Source organism: Streptomyces sp. NPDC046122, assembly GCF_056429965.1.
Map to the genome: position 1 here is coordinate 458,851 of NZ_JBWKLQ010000005.1, position 20,785 is coordinate 479,635.

The 20,785-nt window shown below is 70.3% G+C and carries 19 protein-coding genes; 12 read left to right on the forward strand and 7 right to left on the reverse strand.

What is annotated here, in order from left to right:
- Positions 1-150 precede the first annotated feature (150 nt).
- The 3 genes from pstC to pstB are packed head-to-tail and all read left to right on the forward strand — an operon-like array spanning position 151 to position 3,029.
- On the forward strand, positions 151-1,152 hold the full coding sequence (pstC, locus tag AC07FK_RS17975; RefSeq protein WP_479105828.1) for a phosphate ABC transporter permease subunit PstC: 1,002 nt from the start codon (positions 151-153) through the stop codon (positions 1,150-1,152).
- The gene (gene pstA, locus AC07FK_RS17980; protein ID WP_479105829.1) at positions 1,149-2,228 is read left to right on the forward strand and encodes a phosphate ABC transporter permease PstA; all 1,080 of its coding nucleotides are present in this window, start codon (positions 1,149-1,151) and stop codon (positions 2,226-2,228) included. Before pstC ends, pstA begins: the two co-directional genes overlap by 4 nt.
- Positions 2,229-2,252: 24 nt before the next feature.
- Positions 2,253-3,029 carry a phosphate ABC transporter ATP-binding protein PstB gene (pstB, locus tag AC07FK_RS17985; RefSeq protein ID WP_479105830.1) on the forward strand — a complete coding sequence of 259 codons (777 nt, stop codon included), beginning with the start codon at positions 2,253-2,255 and terminating at the stop codon, positions 3,027-3,029.
- A 122-nt stretch (positions 3,030-3,151) separates the two neighbouring features.
- On the opposite strand, the gene AC07FK_RS17990 is transcribed toward pstB, so the two are convergent.
- On the reverse strand, positions 3,152-4,150 hold the full coding sequence (locus AC07FK_RS17990; RefSeq protein ID WP_479105831.1) for an inorganic phosphate transporter: 999 nt from the start codon (positions 4,148-4,150) through the stop codon (positions 3,152-3,154).
- Between the two features lie 6 nt (positions 4,151-4,156).
- Positions 4,157-4,777 (reverse strand): DUF47 domain-containing protein, encoded by a 621-nt coding sequence (locus tag AC07FK_RS17995; protein WP_215129700.1) that lies wholly within the window; start codon positions 4,775-4,777, stop codon positions 4,157-4,159.
- 195 nt (positions 4,778-4,972) lie between these two features.
- On the opposite strand from AC07FK_RS17995, the gene AC07FK_RS18000 reads away from it, so the two are divergent.
- On the forward strand, positions 4,973-5,341 hold the full coding sequence (locus AC07FK_RS18000) for a metal-sensitive transcriptional regulator (protein WP_479105832.1): 369 nt from the start codon (positions 4,973-4,975) through the stop codon (positions 5,339-5,341).
- A 102-nt stretch (positions 5,342-5,443) separates the two neighbouring features.
- On the opposite strand, the gene AC07FK_RS18005 is transcribed toward AC07FK_RS18000, so the two are convergent.
- A complete protein-coding gene (locus tag AC07FK_RS18005; RefSeq protein WP_479105833.1) occupies positions 5,444-5,656 on the reverse strand; it encodes a hypothetical protein in 213 nt (70 codons plus the stop codon).
- A 110-nt stretch (positions 5,657-5,766) separates the two neighbouring features.
- Complete coding sequence (locus AC07FK_RS18010; RefSeq protein ID WP_479105834.1) at positions 5,767-6,591, reverse strand: SCO4651 family lipoprotein; 825 nt, start codon at positions 6,589-6,591, stop codon at positions 5,767-5,769.
- Between the two features lie 154 nt (positions 6,592-6,745).
- Here AC07FK_RS18010 and AC07FK_RS18015 point away from each other — a divergent pair, with 154 nt between their 5' ends.
- Positions 6,746-6,913 (forward strand): hypothetical protein, encoded by a 168-nt coding sequence (locus tag AC07FK_RS18015; protein ID WP_479105835.1) that lies wholly within the window; start codon positions 6,746-6,748, stop codon positions 6,911-6,913.
- 265 nt (positions 6,914-7,178) lie between these two features.
- Positions 7,179-8,786 (forward strand): FAD-binding oxidoreductase, encoded by a 1,608-nt coding sequence (locus AC07FK_RS18020; RefSeq protein WP_479105836.1) that lies wholly within the window; start codon positions 7,179-7,181, stop codon positions 8,784-8,786.
- 169 nt (positions 8,787-8,955) lie between these two features.
- On the opposite strand, the gene AC07FK_RS18025 is transcribed toward AC07FK_RS18020, so the two are convergent.
- Positions 8,956-9,705 carry a phosphatase PAP2 family protein gene (locus AC07FK_RS18025; RefSeq protein ID WP_479105837.1) on the reverse strand — a complete coding sequence of 250 codons (750 nt, stop codon included), beginning with the start codon at positions 9,703-9,705 and terminating at the stop codon, positions 8,956-8,958.
- Between the two features lie 335 nt (positions 9,706-10,040).
- Complete coding sequence (locus AC07FK_RS18030; protein ID WP_479105882.1) at positions 10,041-11,051, reverse strand: C40 family peptidase; 1,011 nt, start codon at positions 11,049-11,051, stop codon at positions 10,041-10,043.
- A 1,276-nt stretch (positions 11,052-12,327) separates the two neighbouring features.
- On the opposite strand from AC07FK_RS18030, the gene AC07FK_RS18035 reads away from it, so the two are divergent.
- The 6 genes from AC07FK_RS18035 to AC07FK_RS18060 all read left to right on the forward strand — a co-directional run bounded on the left by AC07FK_RS18035 (position 12,328) and on the right by AC07FK_RS18060 (position 20,027).
- Positions 12,328-12,636: a hypothetical protein gene (locus AC07FK_RS18035; RefSeq protein ID WP_028814667.1), complete on the forward strand. Its 309-nt coding sequence runs from the start codon at positions 12,328-12,330 to the stop codon at positions 12,634-12,636.
- A 180-nt stretch (positions 12,637-12,816) separates the two neighbouring features.
- Positions 12,817-13,668 carry a DUF8175 domain-containg protein gene (locus AC07FK_RS18040; protein ID WP_479105838.1) on the forward strand — a complete coding sequence of 284 codons (852 nt, stop codon included), beginning with the start codon at positions 12,817-12,819 and terminating at the stop codon, positions 13,666-13,668.
- Positions 13,658-15,025, forward strand: a complete 1,368-nt coding sequence (locus tag AC07FK_RS18045) for a hypothetical protein (protein ID WP_479105839.1) — start codon at positions 13,658-13,660, stop codon at positions 15,023-15,025. Before AC07FK_RS18040 ends, AC07FK_RS18045 begins: the two co-directional genes overlap by 11 nt.
- Positions 15,022-16,572 carry an SCO6880 family protein gene (locus AC07FK_RS18050; protein ID WP_479105840.1) on the forward strand — a complete coding sequence of 517 codons (1,551 nt, stop codon included), beginning with the start codon at positions 15,022-15,024 and terminating at the stop codon, positions 16,570-16,572. Before AC07FK_RS18045 ends, AC07FK_RS18050 begins: the two co-directional genes overlap by 4 nt.
- 19 nt (positions 16,573-16,591) lie before the next feature.
- Entirely contained in the window at positions 16,592-18,007 is a 1,416-nt protein-coding gene (locus tag AC07FK_RS18055; RefSeq protein ID WP_479105841.1) for an ATP-binding protein, read from the forward strand.
- A gap of 1 nt (position 18,008) precedes the next feature.
- Entirely contained in the window at positions 18,009-20,027 is a 2,019-nt protein-coding gene (locus AC07FK_RS18060; protein WP_479105842.1) for a type IV secretory system conjugative DNA transfer family protein, read from the forward strand.
- Positions 20,028-20,034: 7 nt separating this feature from the next.
- Here AC07FK_RS18060 and AC07FK_RS18065 read toward each other — a convergent pair whose 3' ends face one another.
- Positions 20,035-20,619 carry a GNAT family N-acetyltransferase gene (locus AC07FK_RS18065; RefSeq protein WP_479105843.1) on the reverse strand — a complete coding sequence of 195 codons (585 nt, stop codon included), beginning with the start codon at positions 20,617-20,619 and terminating at the stop codon, positions 20,035-20,037.
- Positions 20,620-20,785 lie beyond the last annotated feature (166 nt).

A 20,785-nucleotide genomic window follows, 5' to 3' on the forward strand; every position in this document is an offset into this window, starting at 1 on the left:
CCCTAGGAAGGGATCAGGGACAGGTTCCGAGAGATCTCCCCCCCCCTCCCCGCCCCTTGGGCGGGCCGGGCCCCGGGACCTGGGCCGCCCCCGCCTTCCGGTGCACCGCCGCCAGGAGCCCTCACCGGCTCCGCAGACCGGAGAAAGCCGATGGATATAGCAACCGCACCCACCTCGTCCTCCCCACCCCCGCCGGGACCCGGCGACACGCTGGCCTCCCAGGGCAGCACGCACGCCGGTGACCGGGTCTTCCTCGGCCTGTCCCGGGGGTCGGGCATCGCGCTGCTGGTGATCATGGCCGCCATCGCGGCCTTCCTCACCTACCGCACCGGCCTCGCCGTCTCGAAGGACGAGGCCAACTTCCTCACCAGCTCGGAGTGGAACCCGGCGGGCGACCCGCCGGTCTTCGGCATCGCCGTCCTGCTCTTCGGCACGATCGTCAGCTCGATCATCGCCATGCTCATCGCCGTGCCGGTCGCCATCGGCATCGCGCTGTTCATCTCGCACTACGCCCCGCGCAGGCTGGCCACACCGCTCGCGTACGTGGTCGACCTGCTCGCCGCGGTGCCGAGCATCATCTACGGCCTGTGGGGCGCCGTCTTCCTGGTCCCGTACCTGGACGGTCTCAACCAGTGGCTCGACGAGTACCTCGGCTGGACGTACGTCTTCGACAAGACGAGCGACGGCGTCGCCCGCAACCTCTTCACGGTCGGCATCCTGCTGGCGATCATGATCCTGCCGATCGTCACCAACGTCACCCGCGAGGTCTTCCTCCAGTCTCCGAAGATGCACGAGGAGGCCGCCCTGGCCCTCGGCGCCACACGCTGGGAAGTCATGCGGATGTCCGTCCTGCCCTTCGGCCGCTCGGGCATCATCAGCGCCTCGATGCTGGGCCTCGGCCGCGCCCTCGGCGAGACGATGGCCGTCGCCGTCGTCCTCTCCCCGAGCTTCATCATCTCCGGCCGGCTGCTCGACCCGGGCGGCGGCACCTTCGCGCAGAACATCGCCGCGAAGTTCAACGAGGCGGACGAGTTCGGCCGCGACGCCCTGATCGCATCCGGGCTCGTGCTCTTCGTCATCACGTTGCTGGTCAACGGCGCCGCCCGCTGGATCATCGGCCGCCGCAAGGAGTACTCGGGGGCCAACGCATGAGCCAGACGACCCAGGTAATGGACAAGCCCCCGGTCTCCCCCGCGCCGCACGCGACGCTCGCCCACGCCCGCCTCCCCCGCTGGGCCCCCGCCGCCATCGCCGCCGGGTCCGTGGCGGCCGGCGTCGGCATCGGCCTCGTCGCCGGCTGGCACAGCCGCGTGCAGTGGGGCATGATCGCCGCCCTGATCTTCATACTGGCCACCTTCGCCATCACCACCAAGGTGGAGGGCAGTCGCCAGGGCAAGGACCGCGTCGCCACCAGCGTCGTGTGGGTCTGCTTCATCCTCGCGCTCATCCCGCTGCTGTCCCTGGCGTGGGTGACGATCAGCAAGGGGATCAAGGTCCTCGACGGTTACTTCCTCAGCCACTCGATGAGCGGCCTGCTCGACACCGACGAGGGCGGCGGCATCTACCACGCCCTGCTCGGCACCCTGGAGCAGGTCGGCATCGCGACCCTGATCGCCGCCCCGATCGGCCTGCTCACCGCGGTCTACCTGGTCGAGTACGGCCGCGGCAGGCTCGCGAAGACCGTCACCTTCTTCGTCGACGTCATGACGGGCATCCCGTCGATCGTCGCGGGCCTGTTCATCCTCGCCACCTGGAATCTGATGCTGGGCTTCGGGCCCTCCGGATTCGCCGGCGCGCTGGCCCTCGCGATCCTGATGATGCCGGTCGTCGTCCGCTCCACCGAGGAGATGCTCAAGCTCGTCCCGAACGAGCTGCGCGAGGCCTCGCTGGCTCTCGGCGTCCCCAAGTGGCGGACCATTCTCAAGGTGGTGCTGCCGACCGCGATCGGCGGCATCACCACCGGTGTGATGCTCGCGGTGGCCCGAATCACGGGTGAGACCGCCCCGGTTCTGTTGCTCGTCTTCGGTACGAAGCTGATCAACCCGAACCCCTTCGAAGGCGCCCAGTCCTCGCTTCCGCTCTACGTGTACGAGCAGTACATCGTCGGCACCGAAGCGTCGGTCGACCGGGCCTGGGGCGCAGCCCTCGTCCTGATCGCCTTCGTCATGATCCTCAACCTGGTGGCCCGCGGCATCGCCCGCTGGAAGGCCCCGAGCACCGGCCGCTAAGGCCAACGGAAAGCAGTGATCTCAATGGCCAAGCGCATCGACATCAGCGGCCTGTCGGCCTACTACGGCAACCACAAGGCGATCGACGACATCTCGATGACCGTCGAGCCCCGCTCCGTGACGGCCTTCATCGGCCCCTCCGGCTGCGGCAAGTCCACCTTCCTGCGCACCCTCAACCGGATGCACGAGGTCACCCCCGGTGGCCGCGTCGAGGGCAAGGTCCTCCTGGACGACGAGAACCTGTACGCCAAGGACGTCGACCCGGTCGCCGTCCGCCGTACGGTCGGCATGGTCTTCCAGCGCCCGAACCCGTTCCCCACCATGTCGATCTTCGACAACGTGGCGGCGGGCCTGCGCCTCAACGGCTCGTACAAGAAGAACAAGCTGTCCGAGGTCGTCGAGAAGTCCCTGCGCGGCGCCAACCTCTGGAACGAGGTCAAGGACCGCCTGAACAAGCCCGGCTCCGGGCTCTCCGGCGGCCAGCAGCAGCGCCTGTGCATCGCCCGCGCGATCGCGGTCGAGCCGCAGGTCCTCCTCATGGACGAGCCGTGCTCGGCCCTGGACCCGATCTCGACCCTCGCCATCGAGGACCTGATCGGTGAGCTGAAGGAGCGCTTCACGATCGTCATCGTGACGCACAACATGCAGCAGGCCGCCCGCGTCTCGGACCGCACGGCGTTCTTCAACCTCGCGGCGATCGGCCAGCCCGGCAAGCTGATCGAGATAGACGACACCGAGCGGATCTTCTCCAACCCGTCCGTCCAGGCGACGGAGGACTACATCTCCGGCCGCTTCGGCTAGAAGCGGGCCGCCACTCCTGTCCTGCGGTGCTGCATGGCGGTGCCACCGCAAGGCAAAAGGGCCCGCCCCCACTCCTCACAAGGAGTGGGGGCGGGCCCCTTTCCGTACCGGCGGACCGGCCGCTAGCCGAAGGCGAGCAGCACGACCCAGTAACACGAGGCGGCCACCAGGGCGGCGGCCGGCATCGTGATGAACCAGCCCATCACGATGTTCTTGGCGACGCCCCACCGCACGGCGCGCGACCCCTTGGTCGAGCCGACGCCCATGATCGCGGAGGTGATGACGTGCGTCGTCGAGATCGGCGCGTGGAACATGAACGAGGCCGTGTACATCACGGACGCGGCCGTGGTCTCCGCCGCGAAGCCCTGCGGCGGGTCCAGCTCGATGATCCGCCGGCCCAGCGTCCGCATGATCCGCCAACCGCCCGCGTACGTACCGAGCGAGAGCGTCAGCGCACAGGCGATCTTGACCCACATCGGGATCGCGTCGCCCTGACCCTCGACATCGGCGATGACGAGCGCCATCACCACGATGCCCATGGTCTTCTGCGCGTCCTGCAGACCGTGGCCGAGCGCCATGCCGGCCGCGGACACGGTCTGGGCGATACGGAAGCCCCGCTTCGCCTTGTGCGGGTTGGCCTTACGGAACATCCACAGGATGACGACCATCACCAGGTAGCCGAGCAGCAGCCCGACGAACGGCGAGATGAACATCGGGATGACGACCTTCTCCAGCACCCCGGTCCAGATGACCTCGGTGCCGCCCGCGAGCGCCGCGCCCACCATGCCGCCGAAGAGGGCGTGCGAGGAGGACGAGGGAAGACCGAAGTACCAGGTGACGAGGTTCCAGACGATCGCGCCGACCAACGCGGCGAAGAGGATTCCCATCCCCTTGTCGCCGTGCGGGGTCGCGATGAGCCCCTCACTGACGGTCTTGGCGACGCCGCTGCCGAGGAAGGCGCCGGCGAGGTTCATCACGGCGGCCATGGCGAGGGCCGCGCGCGGGGTCAGCGCCCGCGTGGAAACCGAAGTCGCGATGGCGTTCGCGGAGTCGTGAAAGCCGTTGGTGTACGTGAATCCGAGCGCGACCCCGATGGTCACGATGAGCGCAAAGGTGTCCACCGGAGGTCAGGACTCCTTGACGGCGATCGTCTCGACCGTGTTGGCGACGTGCTCGAAGGCGTCGGCCGCCTCCTCCAGCACGTCCACGATCTGCTTCAGCTTGAGCACGTCCATGGCGTCGTACTTGCCGTTGAAGAGGTGCGCGAGCAGCTTGCGGTGGATCTGGTCGGCCTGGTTCTCGAGGCGGTTGACCTCGATCCAGTACTCGGTGAGGTTCGTCATGGTCCGCAGGTGCGGCATGGCCTCGGCGGTCAGCTCGGCCGCTCGCGCCAGTACCTCGATCTGCTGCTCGACGCCCTTGGGCAGCTCCTCGATCTGGTACAGCACGACCAGGTCGACGGCCTCCTCCATGTAATCCATGATGTCGTCAAGCTGCGACGCGAGGTTGTAGATGTCCTCGCGGTCGAACGGCGTGATGAACGAGGAGTTCAGCTGGTGGAAGATCGCGTGGGTCGCGTCGTCCCCCGCGTGCTCCGCTGCCCTCATCCGCTCCGCGATCTCGGCCCGGGCGGAGGAGTCCGCTCCGAGCAGTTCCATCAGGAGCTTCGAGCCTGTGACGATGTTGTCCGCGGATGCGGAGAACATGTCGTAGAAGCTCGTCTCCCTGGGGGTCAGACGAAAGCGCACGTGGGGTCCTCGGGGTGCATTGGATTCGGTCAGGGTGATGCTAGGCGCATCATCCGGCCACGGCTAACCGGCGTTCTTCAGTGTCGCCCATCAGGCACAGTGCTCAGTACGGGCCCCCGAGCCCCTACCCCGGAAATTCGCTACCATATACCCACGAGGGGTATACAGCCCCTTTGAGGACAACGGGAGGACGCCATGACGACCACCGAGGCGGCCGGCGCGACCAACACCGAAGCGCCCGCTGGAGCCTCCGATGCCGTGGTGACCGACCACGACCTCGGTGTGCACGGATACCACAAGCAGAAGGACGAGCACCTCAAGCGCCTGCGCCGGATCGAGGGCCAGATCCGCGGCCTGCAGCGGCTGGTCGACGAGGACGTCTACTGCATCGACATACTCACGCAGGTCTCGGCGTCGACCAAGGCCCTCCAGTCCTTCGCCCTCCAGCTCCTGGAGGAACACCTGAGGCACTGCGTGGCGGACGCGGCGGTCAAGGGCGGCGGAGAGATCGACGAGAAGGTCGAAGAAGCCACGAAGGCGATCGCCCGCCTGCTGCGGACCTGAGGCGGGGGCGGTCCGGGCGGCCGAGGGGTACGGACCGGGAGCCACGCACCGGCCTCCGCAGGCCGCCCGCCTCCGTACTCCGTCTCCCCGGTCCCGCGGCCTTCAGTCCCGCGGTCGCCCCGGCCGCTCGGCGACGCCGTCGGCCGTCGTGGGCGCTCCCGCCCCCACCTTCAGCACCTCGTCGATACGGTCCGCGCTGAGGCGTTCCCCGTCGGCCGCGGACGCCGCGATCATCAGCTCACCGCACAGCTCGATCTCGGCGAGGGCGACGTGGTCCTGGACGGGCGTACTGCTGCCGAGCGGAGTCACGTGCATCACCTCTCCCAGCCGTCGTCGGCTTCCTAGCGTAGGCAGAGCGGCACACCCCGCGCATGGCACGGACGGGCCATTTCCCCGCCACCCAGGTGAGGCGGGCGGCCCCCACCTCACGCCTGGATCTTCCCGGCGTAGATGTCACGCGCGGCCGGCAGCCGCACGTCGACCGGCGCCCCGAACGCGTACAGCAGCGTCGTGGAGGCGACGGCCACCGTGCGGCCGGCATTGGCGAAGTCGAACCGGTGGCGGACCTTGCGCAGCCGCCCCTGGTCGTCGAGGTAGGCGTCGAACGGGACGGCGTCCTTGGCGAACCCTTTCGCCGCCGCGGCGAGCGCACCGCGCACGTGCGGCGAGGCGACGCGCGCGGCGCGGGCGATGTCGGTGACCCCGCGGTAGTGCCGGACACCGGTGCCGGCCACATCGGCCCGCCCGACGTACGCCGCTTCCTTCGCGCCGCGCAGCAACTCGGCGGCGGCGAGCGGGTCCGTGGCGCCGCCGGTGACCAGGTTCCCGTCGTCCAGCGTGGTCGTGTCGATCCGCACCCACTTGTCGGCGGGCACGCCCGCGCCCCGGTTCTTCATGTAGAGCGCGCCGGGTGCGAGGAGTTCGGTGATGGGCCGGTGCTTGTCCGCACCGTCCGGATCGGGCGGCAGCACCACCTTGAGCTGCCCCATCCGCTTGCGGAAGTCGTACGCTCCCTCGCCCCGGATGGTGACCCGCGTGCCGCCGGTGGCCATGACCATGGACGTACGGGCCTGGGAACTCCCCGCGTCGACGAGCCCGTCGGCCGCGCCGCGGACGGCGGCCAGGGGATCACCGCCCTGCTGGTCCTCGGCGACGGCACCGTCGCCGGAACACCCGGCGGAGCCGATCAGCCCCGCCGCGACGGCCAGGGCGACCGCACCGCCCTTGACCCTGTGCTGCTGCACCACCATCGCCGCCAACCCCCAACGCCCTGCCACCCGGTGTCCGATCCCACCCGCCCCGCCTAACGACACCCCACCGCCGCCGGTCACGCCCAACGTCCCGCACTCATTCGGTCGGGCGGCCCCCGCGCACGGCGCCGAAGTCCCCCGGTACGGTGGACACGTGCTTCAGGAAGCCACACCGGACGCCCCGCCCCACCGCACCGGCACCACCGAACGCGGCTCCTTCTGCTTCGCCCACTGCACCTGCGGCTGGCGCGGCCCGGCCCGCCGCTCCCGCGAAAGAGCCCGAGCAGACGCCACCCAGCACACGACGACCACCACCACCTGACCCCCTCGTCTCCCTCGCCCTCTCGCGTCGCACCGTCCCCACGGTCCCGGCGAGCGTCACGAACTCCCCCTGGGCGTCCGGGACCCGCCCCGGCATAGGGGCACGGCGGCGGTGCAGGAGTATCCATCTGCGCCGCGCACCCCCGCCTACACCCCCGCCGCCTCCCGCACCCCGCCCGCACGCCCGCGCGCGCTTCCGCAAAAACCTCCGCCCCCGCAGGAACCCGGCCCGCCGCAAAGCCGTCTCGCCTCCGGGAGGCAACAACATGGAACGGCGCACACTTCTCACCTCGGCCACGGCCCTCGCGGCCACCGTCGCAGCGGCGGCCTGCACGGGCACAAGTCCCGGCACCGGCACGGGTTCGGGCACCTCCACGTCCGCCCGGACCCGCGCCGCCACAGCCCGGGGCCCCGGCCCCGGCGGCCGGACCCCGCCGCCCTCGGCCACCTCCACCTGGGCCGCCCTCGCGCGCGGTCTCGACGGCCCGCTGGTCCGCCCCGAGGACGCCGCCTACAAGACGGCCCGCCTGCTCTACAACACCCGCTTCGACGACCTGAAGCCCGTCGCCGTCGCCTACGTCGCCAACGAGGCGGACATCAAGGAGTGCCTGGCCTTCGCCCGAGCGCACCGGACCCCGGTCGCCATCCGCAACGGCGGTCACTCGTACGCCGGGTGGTCCTCCGGCACCGGCCGCCTGGTCATCGACGTGTCGAAGCTGGCCCGCGTCAGGGCGAGCGGCAGCACCGCGACCGTCGGGGCCGGAGCCAAGCTCATCGACGTCTACCAGGGCCTCGCCCGCCAGGGCCGCCGCACCATACCCGCCGGGTCCTGCCCCACCGTCGGCATCTCCGGCCTCACTCTCGGCGGCGGCCACGGCGTCGTCTCCCGCGCGTACGGCCTGACCTGCGACAACCTCACCTCCGCCACCCTCATCACCGCTGCGGGCAAGCGCCTCCACTGCACGCCGAACGAGAACCAGGACCTGTTCTGGGCCCTGCGGGGAGCGGGCAACGGCAACTTCGGCGTGGTGACCGAACTGACCTTCCGCACGCACCCGGCGCCCGCCGCCGTCACCGCGTACATGTCCTGGCCGTGGTCGAAGGCGCAGGCCGTCATCGCCGCCTGGCAGGAGTGGGGCCCGTCGCAGCCCGACGAGATCTGGTCGTCCGCGCACCTCGCCGCCGGCCCCGGCGGCAGGACGCCCAACGTCACCGTCTCCGCCTTCTCGCTGGGCACGTACGGCGATCTCCAGAACGCCGTAGACCGCCTCGCCGACAAGATCGGCGCGCCCGCCCGCTCCGTCTCGCTCCGCCGCCGCAGCTACCAGGAGTCGATGCTCGTCTACGCCGGCTGCGCCGGTTTCAGCGACGCCCAGTGCCACCTGCCGGGCACCACCCCCGGCCGCACCCCGCAGGGCGCCCTCGGCCGCGAGACGTACGCGGCCCGCAGCGACTTCTTCGACCGCTCGCTCTCGCCGTCGGGCATACGCGAGCTCCTCGCCCGGACCGAGGCGTTCACCCGCATCCCCGCCGCTCGCGGTGGCGGCGGCAGCATCGCCCTCACCGCGCTCGGCGGCGCGGTGAACCGGGTGGACCCGCTCGCGACGGCGTTCGTCCACCGCCGTTCCCGGATGCTCGCCCAGTACATCGGCGCCTGGCGCGCGGGCACGGCCGGCACCGCTCAGCAGACCTGGCTGAAAAACGCCCACGGGGCGATGCGCCGGTACGCCTCCGGCGCGGCGTACCAGAACTACACGGACGCGACCCTGACGGACTGGCGGAAGGCGTACTACGGCCCGGGAGCCGCCCGCCTGACAGCGCTGAAGAAGCGTTACGACCCGGACAGGCTCTTCGACTTCCCGCAGGCCCTCTGAGCCCGTCAGGGAAACACCGGCCGAGACGCACCGAGGGGCACACCACGGGACTGCCCCGCGACATGCCCCTCGACGTCAGCCTCGTACGCGCAGACCGGGCGGGCGTACGCGTCGACCCGTCCGTAGGCGCAGACCGGGCACGCCCGGACAGATCCGTACTGCCTCGGCCTCAGGCGGCCAGGTCGTTGCGCGCGCTGTCCCCGGCGCGCGGCGCCGGGACGGCCGCCGACCCGCCGTCACCGCCACGGGACCCCATGCCGGAACCGGCCCCCGTACCGGCGCCGGCGGTACGCTCCGCGGACCCCTTCGCCCGTACGAGCCAACCCGCCTTCTCCGACCGCGCGATCGCCGCCATGAGCGGCGTCAGCAGCGCCATCGCGACCGGCGCGAGCAGCAGTGCCACCGCCGTACCGAGGGCGAACCCGCCGATGACGTCGGTCGGGTAGTGCACGCCCATGTAGACGCGGCAGAAACCGGCCACGACGGCCAGCGCGATCGCCCCGATCCCGAACTTCCGGTTGGCGACGAAGACTCCGACGGCGATGGCCATCGCCAGCGTCGCGTGATCACTCACGAACGAATAGTCCGTCTTGCCCGCGATGAGTACTTCGAGTCCCTTGTGGTCGTTGAACGGTCTCGGCCGCTCCACGAACCCGCGAATCGGGACGTTGATCAGCAGCGCGATGCCGGCCGCCAGCGGCGCCCAGACGAGCCCGGCCACCGAGGAGACCGCGTCCTCGCTCTTGCGCACGCTCCACCAGCACCAGAGCGCCAGCAGGACGATGCCGAGCATGGTCCCGTACTCACCGACGAACTCCATGACCCGGTCGAACCAGCCCGGCGCATCCGCCGCCAGCCCGTTGATGTCGTAGAGCAGACTGACGTCGGGGTTCGCCCCATCCAGTGCGAGTCCAGCCATCTGCCGCGGCCCCTTGCCTTGTTGCCTGCTGCGCGGCACACGTGTGTGCGTGCCACTCCTGCGAACCCCCGTGGTTCATGTGACGCGATCGCCATGCGATGCCGCGCCTGCCATGCCGCGCCGCGCCGTGATCGGCACCGCCCCGCATCGCATCGCGTGGTCCGCACGCGTGGTCGGTACAGCGTGTCAACGCGACTGTCCCACTCCCTCGGACCAGGGAACGCCCGGCCGGCCCCCACCGTTCCAGTCTCCACCGAATGATCACGATGACGTTATCGAAGAGAGACACGTCGTCGCAGCTCAGAGGGTGGCGATAACGGAGAGTTCAAGCCATGTCACGCGCCGCCGCGCCCTTCCGGAAGGTCCGTCGGAAGCGCTTTCGCGCCATCCTTGGTCACCCGGGTCGCACCAAAGTAGTCCGGCGTATCGATCTTGTCGAAGCGGATGACGGCTCCGGTGTACGGAGCGTTGATCATGTAACCGCCGCCGACGTACAACCCCACGTGCCGGATCGCGCGCGAATTGGTGAGATCGTCCGAGAAGAACACCAGGTCGCCGGGCAACAGCTCGTCCCGCGAGGGATGCGGCCCCGCGTTGTACTGATCGTTGGCCACGCGCGGCAGCTCGATGTCGACGGTCCGGTAGGCCGCCTGCGTCAGCCCCGAGCAGTCGAAACGCCCACCCTGCTCCGGCGTGCCGTTGCCGCCCCACAGGTACTTGGTGCCAAGTTTCTTCTGCGCGAAGTAGATGGCTCCGGCGGCCTGCCGCGACGGCTCGACGCGCCCGACGGGACGCGCGAAGCTCTGCTCCAGGCTGGTGATGATCTTCACGTAGTTCTGCGTCTCGCGGTACGGCGGGACGCCTCCGTACTTGATGACGGCGTACGCGCCCGCGTTGTACGCGGCGAGCATGTTCTTGGTCTGATCCCCCGGCACCTTCTTGACGTATCCAGCCAATTCACAGTCGTACGTCGCGGCTGACGGAATCGCGTCGGCCGGGTCCCAGATGTCACGGTCGCCGTCCTTGTCCCCGTCGACCCCGTGGGACGCCCACGTCCCGGGGATGAACTGGGCGATGCCGCGCGCGTTGGCGGGGCTCTGCGCCCTCGGGTTCCAGCCGCTCTCCTGGTACAACTGCGCGGCGAGCAGAGCGGGGTTGATGGCCGGGCAGAGATTGCCCCACTTCTGTACGAGCGGCTGGTACAGCGCGGGCACGGCGCCCTTGGCCAGCCCGACGGCCCGCCCGCCGCCTGCGGCGCCGGCCAGCCCCGCGGCTGCGGAGAAGGTCCCGACGACGAGCAGCGCGACGAAGCTCAGGCACAGCCCGATCCCGATCCCGGTGGCCACCCACACTTTGCGCACCTCTCAACCCTCCCCCATCGAGGACGGGTTCACAGCAGTTTTCGCGCGCGCGTCCGGTGCGACGTCGAACACGTCCGAAAGTTCGCGGGGCGCGAGGGGGGAAGGCGCGGGGAGCGGGCGCAGGGAACGGGCCGGGAGCACCACCCGCGTGGGTGACGGTGGGGACTGAGCGGGCGCTGGTGGCCACTGCGTCGCCATGCGCGGTGTGCGGAAAGGTGCGGCGGGGGCGGGGTGACAGGCGGGGGGCTTTGTTGGGCCTGGGGCAGTGATTGCTTCTGGTGTGGGGGCCGCCTTTTGGCGGAGGGTGGCGTCGGAGGGCCGGCCCCCGGGGGGAGCCCACGGGACAGCCTCGGTGAGGGGTCGCTCATACGTCGCCGGGTGGCACGTACGTGGGTGGGTGGCGCGGAAGGTCTGGGGGTGGTGCAGCCCCAGTCTCAGCGACTGCGGCGACGGCCCTTGGCTCGACCCACCGCATTCCCACACCCGCGCGTGACCACGAGCCGGTAGGGGCTGAGGTCTCCGGTCGACTGCGGGCGGCGTTCCGCCCTCCAGCGCGCTCAGCCCGGCGGCGGCAGGTCGTGACTGATGGGGATGCGGCTGACGGGGCATGCGAACCGGCGCTCGGTGGGGTGGCGCGGCGAGGAAGCTCGCGTGCGGGCTGGGGTGTGAGACGAAGTCCGCGGATGACGGAGGCTCAGCCCTCGACCGAGCGGCAAAGCGACCAAAAGGAGCGACGAGGATCGCCTTCTGTTGGGTTCGGTTCCATCCACCCGGCCGAACGCGACGGGCGCCGTTCAACCCGAGTCACTCCATCCACACAACTGTCACGCACCGCCCCGGCCCACCGACACTCAAGCGCCCAGGGACGGCCCCAAACCCCCCAGAAGCAACTGACTCGGTCACCCCGACCCCGGAATGATCCACAACCCCGCCCGCCACGTCCGAGCTCACCCGCCCCACCGCGTCCACCGACCCAAGCCCCGCTCCCTCCGGTCAACCCGCTGCGCCACGTCCGACCAAAGGTGCATAACGCCAGTCATTGCCCGCAGTCACCCCTCGTGATACACAGAGTGACCATACGCGTTTCCGAATACAACCGGTCGGCACCGCAGGTCAGAGCGGTCCGACCGGTCACACCTGCGGAGGTCGGGAAAAGGCAGCCACCAAGTCGACATACCAGTGCGGTTCATCAGCGAAGATAGAGCGTGACCCCTGCCGTGCGGCGGGGGCGACGAACTACCCGACAGGGGCGGTGACTTACATGAACCTGGCAGCCGAAAAGGGCGACATCACCACCATCATCGGTGGAATCGCCCCGAACTGGGGTCCGTTCGGGACCCTGGGGAACGAAGCCCGCGTCATGATCGAGGTCGTGATGGCTGTCGCCATCCTCCTCTGCCTCGGAATCGCCATCTGGGGAGCCGCGAAGCAGCGGATCGGCGCGACGGCCCTCAGGGACACCTTCAGCGCGGAACAGGGCAAGGGGCTGATCGTCGCCGGCCTCACCGGCGTCTTCATCATCGGCTCACTCGGAACACTCTTCACCATCGTGTACGGGATGGCTGTTTAACCCACCTTCAGCCAGCACCGGGTGCTCCCGGCCCGCTCTCCCACCCCACCCGTCCGTCGTGCCCATTGGCTGAGGTTGCGTCTCCCTGATGTCGAGTCACCACACCGCGCCCGCGCGGGAACCAGCACGGCTACCGTCGTACTACGCGGCATCGCAATCGGTTGAGGGGGCGCACGCGGCATGAGTCTCGGCGACGAGCACGGCTACGGCAGCGGCAGCGGTCGTTCGGACCGTGTCGGCGGCTCCGGCCAGACCCGCACACGGCTGCCCGAGGGCAGTGGCGGCAGCGAGGTGTACGGGGGCGCCCGACGGCCCGTACGGACCTCGCGTTCCCTCATCACCGTGGTAGGCGTGGTGGTCCTGCTGATCGCCGCCATCGCGTTCGCGAACCAGGGCGGCGGCGCGGGCGTCACGGACAACGAGGCGAAGCGGGGCGGCGCGGCGGAAGCGACGGCGGCGACGGGTGTGAAGCCGGTCGCCGGCAAGAACGGGCTGATCCCGTCCGGCTTCGCCCACGACGAGCAGGGCGCACAGAGCGCGGCAGCGAACTTCGCGGTGGCTCTCGTCTCGGCCGACATCCTCAACCCTGAGCGCCGGCAGGAGATCGTGGGTCAGATCTTCGTTCCGGCGAAGGTCGCGGAACTGGAAGCCAAGTTCGACAAGGCCTACAACCAGGAGTTTTTGGACAAGGTCGGGCTCGACAAGGACGGCAACGCCGCCCCGGGCATGACGTACGTCTCGCGCACCGCGCCCGTCGGTACCAAGGTCACCGGTTACACGGACAGCGCCGCAACCGTCGAGGTCTGGTGCACGGGCGTCTTCGGTACGGCAGGCGTCGGCTCGACCAACCCGGTGACCAACGACTGGTTCACCATGACGCTCGAAATCCAGTGGGCGGGGAGCGACTGGAAGGTCGCGAGCTTCTCCCAGAAGGAGGGGCCGGCTCCCGTGAACGCCGACCGTGCGGCCTCCGGCGCGGATGAGATCGCCAAGGCAGTCGACGAGTACGGAGGCTTCACCTATGCCCGGTAGCCCACGCCCGGCGCTGAAACTCACCGGCGCCCTCGCGCTCGTACAGACGACCGTCGTCCTTCTGCCGGCACGGGCCTTCGCCGCACCGACGCCGTCGCCGTCGCCGTCCGAGAAGGACAACTGTGACCTCATCGTCGGCCCCGCCAAGGACTACTGCGAAGGCGGCGAAGGCGGCGGCTCCAATCTCCGGGCTCCCACCGACCCCGTAGACGCCGTGGACCCCCTCTCCTCCCTCTCCAAGGGTTGCGCCGACGCCGCCGCCTGGATCGTGGGGAAGCTGTCCGAGGCCGTGAAGTCGACCGCCACCGTCGACTTCACCAACCCCAAATTCCTCCAGCAGTACGCCATCGTCTTCGCCGCCTCCGCCATCCTCACCCTCGTCCTGTGGCTGCTCGCGGTCGCCAAGCGCGCCATCCGCGGCGTGCCGCTCGCTACCGCGCTGTCCGAGGCCATCGGGTTCCTGTGGCTCACCGTCCTCGCCTCCGCGTTCACGCCGCTGATCCTCTACACCGTCGTCACCGCGACCGACGGCGTCACCGAGGTCATCGCCGCCGGTACCGGCGGGCAGACGGACGTGTTCTTCGGGTCGTTCGCCGAAGCGCTCAAGAAGGGGGACGACATCGGCGGCGGTCCGATCATGCTGATCGTCGTCTCACTGGTCACCGTCCTCGCGGCCGGGATCCTCTTCCTGGAGCTGTTCATCCGCGCCCTGCTGCTCTACGTCGGCGCGCTCCTCGGCGTGGTCGTCTACGCGGGGCTCGTCGACAAGAACATGTGGGGCCACGTCCGCCGCTGGGCCGGCATCATGATCGCGATCATCATGGTGAAGCCCGTCATCGTGATCGTCCTCGGCCTCGCCGGGGCCCTCTCCGCCGACGACGGGCCGAACGCGTTCTCCGCCGTCGTCTCCGGCCTCGCCATCATCCTGCTGGCGATCTTCGCGTCCGGCATGATCTACCGCTTCGTCCCCGGCTTCGGCGACGAGATCGCCTCCGCCCGCCGCAACCGGAACAAGGCCACCGACGGCTCCCAGGCGGCCGCGGTGATCAGTTCCCCCGCCGCCCTCGTCTCCCAGGGCATCAAGGCGCACAGCAGCCGTGGCGGCGGTGGCGGCGACCGGGGCGGCAACAGCTCCCCGCCCCGTCAGGCCAACCCCGTCACCGGCGGCGTGGCCGCCCACAGCGCCCGCGGCGGCGGAGCGGGCGGACCGGCCGGCCCCGGAGCGGGAGCGTCGGGAGGCGGGGGCGGAGCCGTCCCCTCCGCCGCCCCCTCGCCCCGTAGCAACGCCACCCACACGAACCGCGGTACCGGAAACACGGGCACCGGCAACAACAGCACAGGAGGTGCAGGGCGTTGACGACGCAGTCCCCACCGATCACGCCCCGCCGCACGTATCTGATCGGCCGGGCCCGGCCGAACGCGATCGTCGGCAAGAACCGCGAGACCGGCGAGATCGCGCTGATCATCGCCGGCGCGTTCCTCGGCATGATGAGCGGGCTGCTGGTCCCCGTCCTGTCCCTGCGGATCGTGCTGCTCATGGGCTTCCCGATGCTGGCCCTGATGGCGGTGTACGTCCCGTACAAGCACCGCACGTTCTACAAGTGGTTCGAGATCAACCGCAGTTACAAGCGCACCCTGCGCAACGGCACGACGTACCGCAGCGGCGCCATGGAGGCCGGCGTGCGCGGCGACGGCCGTGAGGTGGAGGTCGGACCGCCGCCCGGCATCGGCCGTATCAACTGGCTCGCCGCCCCGTTCGGCCCCGACGAGATCGCCGTACTGCTCCACGCCGACCGGCGGACGGTCACCGCGGCCATCGAGATCGAAGGACCCGGCGTCGGCCTGCGCGACAGCGAGGACCAGGAAGCCCTGGTGGACCGTTTCGGCACGCTGCTCAAGCACGTCGCCAACGGCGACGGCTTCGTGACCCGCCTCCAGATGCTCGCCCGCACCCTCCCCGCCGACCCCGACGCCCACGCCAAGGACGTAGCCCAGCGCGGCGACGCGCACGCCCCCGGCTGGCTGAAGGACTCGTACGACCAGCTCCAGTCCATGGTCTCCACGTCCAGCGAGCAGCACCGCGCCTACCTCGTCGCCTGCATGCACTACTCCCGCGAGCTCGCCGCCGAGGCCAACGCCATGGCCCGGGCCGCCCGCCCGCACGGCGGCCGCAGGCTCGACCGCGACTCCGGCCTCGCCGTCGTCATGGCGCGCGAGCTGACCGACATCTGCGCGCGGCTGGCGGAGGCCGACATCCGGGTACGCCAGCCCCTCGGCCAGGGGCGGCTCTCCTCCCTCGTGCACTCCATGTACGACCCCGACCACCCCATCGACCACATCCAGGCCATGACGAAACGCAACGCCTGGCCGGCCGAGCTGGACGCCATGGAGGCGACGTACCTCCAGGCCAAGACGCGCGAGTCGTCCACCCGCGCGCCCTGGTGCCACGCCACGGCGTGGGTGAAGGAATGGCCGATGACGCCGGTCGGCGTCAACTTCCTCGCGCCGCTGCTCGTCCACACCCCGGACGTCATCCGTACGGTCGCCGTGACCATGGACCTCGAGCCCACCGAGATCGCCATCGAGCGCATGCTGACGGAGAAGACCAACGACGAGGCGGAAGCCAGTCGGCAGGCCAAGATGAACCGCACCGTCGACCCGCGCGACATCGCCGCTCACGGCCGGCTCGACCAGCGGGGTGAAGATCTCGCGAGCGGTGCGGCCGGGGTCAATCTCGTCGGGTACATCACTGTGTCGTCGCGTTCACCCGAGGCGCTGGCCCGCGACAAGCGGACCATCAGGGCCTCGGCGGGCAAGTCGTATCTGAAGCTGGAGTGGTGCGACCGCGAGCACCACCGGGCGTTCGTCAACACCCTGCCGTTCGCCACCGGTATCCGTCGTTAGCCGAGAGGGCAGACCCGCCATGCGAGATCCGCTGTCCGCCGTCACGGATGCCTTCACCAGCTTCCTCTTCGGAAAGGTCGAGACGACCAGACTTCCCGTCCGCACGTCGACGGGCCAGGCGCAGGCCGTCTATCTGCCCACCGCCGCTCCCGGCCTCGGCGACTCGGGCGTGATCATCGGCCGCGAGGTCTACAGCGGCAAGGGGTACATCTACGACCCCTTCCAGCTGTACGGGCAGCAGCTCCCGGCGCCGCACTGGCTGGTCCTCGGCGAGTCGGGCAACGGCAAGTCGGCGCTGGAGAAGACGTACGTACTGCGGCAGCTGCGCTTCAAGGACCGCCAGGTGGTCGTCCTCGACGCACAGGGCGAGGACGGCGTCGGCGAGTGGAACCTGATCGCGGAGGAGCTGGGGATAACTCCCATCCGGCTCGACCCGACAGCGGCCCTCAACGACGGCATCCGCCTCAACCCCCTCGACCCGTCGATCACGACCACGGGGCAGCTCGCGCTGCTCCGTACGATCATCGAGGTCGCGATGGGGCACGGCCTCGACGAGCGGTCCGGCTTCGCGCTCAAGGTCGCGCACGCGTACGTGAACGAGACGATCGTCGACCGGCAGCCGGTCCTCACGGACATCGTCGAGCAACTGCGTCACCCGGAACCGGAGTCGGCGGAGGCGATGAACGTCGACCTGGACGACGTACGGGCCTGGGGCCTGGACGTCGCCCTCGTCCTCGACCGCCTCGTCGACGGTGACCTGCGCGGCATGTTCGACGGCCCGACGACGGTCGGCATCGACCTGGACGCCCCGCTGATCGTCTTCGACCTGTCCCACATCGACCGGAACTCGATCGCGATGCCGATCCTGATGGCGATCGTGGGCGTGTGGCTGGAACACACCTGGATCCGGCCGGACCGCAAGAAGCGCATCTTCCTGGTGGAGGAGGCGTGGCACATCATCAACAGCCCGTTCGTCGCGCAGCTCTTCCAGCGCCTGCTGAAGTTCGGCCGCCGGCTCGGCCTGTCGTTCGTGGCAGTCGTCCACCACCTCTCCGACGTGGTGGACGGCGCGGCGGCGAGAGAGGCGGCGGCGATCCTGAAGATGGCCTCGACCCGGACGATCTACGCCCAGAAGGCGGACGAGGCACGGGCGACGGGGCGGGTGCTGGGCCTGCCGCGCTGGGCGGTCGAGATCATCCCGACCCTGACGCCGGGCATCGCCGTGTGGGACGTGAACGGCAACGTCCAGGTCGTCAAACACCTGATCACAGAGGCGGAACGCCCCCTCGTCTTCACGGACCGCGCGATGACGGAGACCTCGGCGGAGATGATCTCCGACGACCTGCGAGCCGCGGAGTGGGAGGCGGAGCAGCGGGCGGCCCTCATCGAGCAGCAGATGAACGAGTCCTCGTCCTCGGAATCGACGGTCGCCTGACATGAGACAGCACCACACCGGGCAGCAGGGTCACAACCAGCAGGGCGAGCGCGGCATCCCGGACTCGCTGCTGGTCGGCCTGCTGGCGTTCCTGCTGGGCCTGACGATCCTGGCGTGGCTGGCGACGGGCCTGGCGGGCCTGTTCGCGCACGGCGCGTGGCCGGACGGCGTCACCTTCGCCCGTACGCCGCTGGCCCTGCGCCACCTGATGGGCGCGCCGCACGACATCCCGGCCGCCTGGCCGGACACGCCACCGGACCAGCTGTCGGGGTACGGGCTGTTCTGGGGCCTGCTCATCGGCGAGCTGATGGTGCTGGGCGTGCTGACGATCTTCGCACTGGGCGTACTGGCCCGCCTCAAGGCACAGCGCGAGACGGCCAGGGCGAAGACGAGGGCGGGCGCGGCGGCAACGGGGGACGCGGGCATGCGGGCGGACTCCCTCCCCGCCACCCCGCCAGGTACGCACGAAAGCCCGCTACACGGCGCCGCTTCCGCGTACGGACCGGGGGCGCACGCGCCGTGGACATACGCCCCGGGGGCCCACGGACCTGGCACGCACGGGCCAGGTGCCTACGGGCCGGGTGTGCCCGGGCCAGGTGCCCACGGGCCTGGTACACAGGGACCAGGTACACAAGGGCCGGCCGCGTACGCCCCGGATGCCCATGCGCACGGGCCGGGTACGCACGCCACAGCGGGTGCAGCAGCCCCCCATGAGGGTCGCGGACCCCAAGAAGGCCCCATCGGCCCCGGACCGTACGGACACCCGCCGCACCCGGCGACGGGCACCGCCCCAGGGCCCCTCGCAGGCCACCAGCCCATGGCGGCTCACGACGCCGGCCCGCCTCCGCCCTCGACCTCGGCCTCCAACCCCGGACAACCGGTCACCGCGCCCCAGGCCGGCTGGGCAGCCGCGGCAGGCCAGGGCCAGCTGCAAGGCACTCACGCGGGTCCGCCACAACCCGCAGTCACAAGCGCCACTCCAGGCCCCCTGCCAGGGACCCCCGGCAGCCCCCCGCAAGGCGTCGCCCCGGGCGCGCCCGCCACTGTCTACGCCCCGCACCCCGCCGGGACCGCTCCGGCGGTACCCGCCGCCCGCGCCCCCCGCCTCGTCTACGGCGGATCCGCGGCGCGCAGGCCCACCGCCGTGCAGGCCGTGCTCGATGCCGAGGGCCCGGCGCTCGTCGTCACGTCCGACCCCGCCGTATGGGCCGAGACCAAGGACGCGCGGGCCAAGCTCGGCCCCGTACTCGTCTACGACCCCTGCCACCTCTGCGACACCCCCGCCCGCCTCCACTGGGCCCCCACCGCCGGCTGCGACCGCCCCGACATCGCCGCCGCCCGCGCCGTGGCGCTGCTCGCGCCGATACGGCCCCAGGCGCGGCTCGACACCGCGATGGCCGACACCGCGGAGACGCTCCTGACCGGCTGGCTGCACGCCGCCGCCGTGGACGGCCGTCCCTTCCGCCAGGTGCACCGCTGGGCGCAGGGCCACAGTGCGCACGAGCCGGTACGTATCCTCCGTACGCACCCGAAGGCGTCCAGCGGCGCCGCAGGGCTCCTGGAGTCCGCGCTCACCGCGTACCCGGAACGCCGTGAGATCGCCCAAGAGTTGACGGTGCGCGCACTCGCCGCGCTGTCGTCCGTCCACATTCGCGAAGCCTGCACACCCAATCGAACCGATTCGGTCACCCTGGAGTCATTCGCGGCCGAAGGGGGCACCCTTTATGTGGTGGGTGAAGCAATCGAGGACCCCAAGTCGCGCCCCGGAGCGATGCCTCTGCTCACCGCACTCGCCTCAAGCGTGGTCGAGCACGGCCGCCGCATGGCCGCACGGTCATCCGACGGTCGGCTCGACCCACCAATGACGTTCGTCCTGGACGACGTCGCGGCCGTGGCTCCGCTTCCCCAGCTTCCCGAGCTGCTGTCGACCGGTCAGGACCAGGGCCTGCCGACCCTGGTCCTGCTCCGCTCCCAGGAGCAGGGCAGAGCCCGCTGGCCAGACCACGTCCTGGCCCCCTGACCACCGGTCAGACCGAGCTCCCCGGCTCGGCCGACGCCCGCTCCACGACCATCTCGTACTCCATGGCCGAAGGGTCTCCCGGCATGATCACGGACGTCCCACTCCGTACGAACCCGGCCTTGGCATACAGCGCCTGCGCCCGCGTGTTGCGCTCGTGCACGTACAGCCGTACACGCCCGACCCGGGGACCCGCCGGCCCCCACGACCACTCCAGCGCCGCCCGGACGAGCGCCAACGCGACGCCGGCACCACGGCCCCGCGCCTCGGGCCGCACGTAGACCCCCACCACGTGAACCTGATCGACCACCGGGGCGCCGCCGAAAACGTCCTCCGCGCCCGCTCGTTCGACGATCCCCGTGACAGATCCCAGCCACCGCCCGTCCGGCGTCTCCGCGACGAACTGCCGCGCCTCCCCGCCTCCGGCAACCCTGGCCGTACGCTCCTGCCAGAAGGAATCCGATTCGGCCACCGCCTTCTCGTAGGTCTCCAGAAAGGCGATGCCTGCCGCCGGATCCCGCAGCGCGGCAAGCCTCAACTCCTTCGCCTTGGCCCACTCACGGGCGTCGGACACCGCCCGAATCACGTAATCCATCCGGCGATACTCGCGCCCGCCGGCTCAGGAACCAAGCGGTTTTTATCCGACTCGCATCGGCCGCCGGCCCCGGAACGCAGAAAAGCCCCGCACCATAAAGGTGCGGGGCTTTCCCACAATGATTGTTCGGCGGCGTCCTACTCTCCCACAGGGTCCCCCCTGCAGT

Bases quoted from the DNA above. Each gene is read 5' to 3' on its own strand.
- AC07FK_RS18045 (WP_479105839.1), top strand. From the start codon at position 13,658: ATGCCCGGTAGCCCACGCCCGGCGCTGAAACTCACCGGCGCCCTCGCG.
- AC07FK_RS18010 (WP_479105834.1), bottom strand. From the start codon at position 6,591: ATGGTGGTGCAGCAGCACAGGGTCAAGGGCGGTGCGGTCGCCCTGGCC.
- AC07FK_RS18035 (WP_028814667.1), top strand. From the start codon at position 12,328: ATGAACCTGGCAGCCGAAAAGGGCGACATCACCACCATCATCGGTGGA.
- AC07FK_RS18065 (WP_479105843.1), bottom strand. From the start codon at position 20,619: ATGGATTACGTGATTCGGGCGGTGTCCGACGCCCGTGAGTGGGCCAAG.
- AC07FK_RS18005 (WP_479105833.1), bottom strand. From the start codon at position 5,656: ATGCACGTGACTCCGCTCGGCAGCAGTACGCCCGTCCAGGACCACGTC.
- pstC (WP_479105828.1), top strand. From the start codon at position 151: ATGGATATAGCAACCGCACCCACCTCGTCCTCCCCACCCCCGCCGGGA.
- AC07FK_RS18055 (WP_479105841.1), top strand. From the start codon at position 16,592: ATGCGAGATCCGCTGTCCGCCGTCACGGATGCCTTCACCAGCTTCCTC.
- pstB (WP_479105830.1), top strand. From the start codon at position 2,253: ATGGCCAAGCGCATCGACATCAGCGGCCTGTCGGCCTACTACGGCAAC.
- AC07FK_RS18025 (WP_479105837.1), bottom strand. From the start codon at position 9,705: ATGGCTGGACTCGCACTGGATGGGGCGAACCCCGACGTCAGTCTGCTC.
- AC07FK_RS18020 (WP_479105836.1), top strand. From the start codon at position 7,179: ATGGAACGGCGCACACTTCTCACCTCGGCCACGGCCCTCGCGGCCACC.
- AC07FK_RS18040 (WP_479105838.1), top strand. From the start codon at position 12,817: ATGAGTCTCGGCGACGAGCACGGCTACGGCAGCGGCAGCGGTCGTTCG.
- pstA (WP_479105829.1), top strand. From the start codon at position 1,149: ATGAGCCAGACGACCCAGGTAATGGACAAGCCCCCGGTCTCCCCCGCG.
- AC07FK_RS18060 (WP_479105842.1), top strand. From the start codon at position 18,009: ATGAGACAGCACCACACCGGGCAGCAGGGTCACAACCAGCAGGGCGAG.
- AC07FK_RS18000 (WP_479105832.1), top strand. From the start codon at position 4,973: ATGACGACCACCGAGGCGGCCGGCGCGACCAACACCGAAGCGCCCGCT.